The sequence below is a fragment of the Campylobacter sp. IFREMER_LSEM_CL292 genome, assembly GCF_025771615.1.
Taxonomy (GTDB): domain Bacteria; phylum Campylobacterota; class Campylobacteria; order Campylobacterales; family Campylobacteraceae; genus Campylobacter_D; species Campylobacter_D lari_D.
The window spans coordinates 1-561 of record NZ_JAKMQP010000038.1; the positions used below are offsets into that span (position 1 = coordinate 1).

A 561-nucleotide genomic window follows, 5' to 3' on the forward strand; every position below is an offset into this window, starting at 1 on the left:
ACCTATTATAGAAGTAACATTTTTAATCTCTTCACTTTGAGCAATAACTTCACTAGTTTTATGAGATACATTTTGCATAGAAGAAGTAATCTCTTCTAATGCTGCTGCTGTTTCTTCTAAAGAAGAAGCTTGAGAAGATGAAGAATCTGTTAAGTCTTTAACAGCACTTTGTAATTTACCACTCTCATCTGCTAATAAAGAAGCAAATTCAGATGATTGTCTTAGCATAGCTACTATTTCTTGACCTAATACATTAGTAGTTACTTCAACTCCACCTTTAGCATTTTTAACTTCAGTAGTAAAGTCTAATGCCTTATAGCTATCAAATACTCTATTGATTTCATTCATATTAGAACCAACTTTTGCTTGTAATACATCAAGCATATCATTTAATACATTTTTTAATTCTATTAATTGAGGATTAGCAGGAATTGCTGTTATTCTTGCTGTTAGATTACCACCTTCTATTTCTTTAGCTGTATCAACTGATTGTTCTACTGCTTTAGCATCTTGTTCTAATGCATTTTTAGTTTTAGTGATGTTTTCATTGATGGCTTTGGC

Annotated in this window: 1 pseudogene; it reads right to left on the reverse strand. The window is 30.8% G+C overall.

Annotated features, from left to right (window positions below):
• Window positions 1-561, reverse strand: a pseudogene (locus tag L8T82_RS07935) (methyl-accepting chemotaxis protein); the annotation flags it as partial.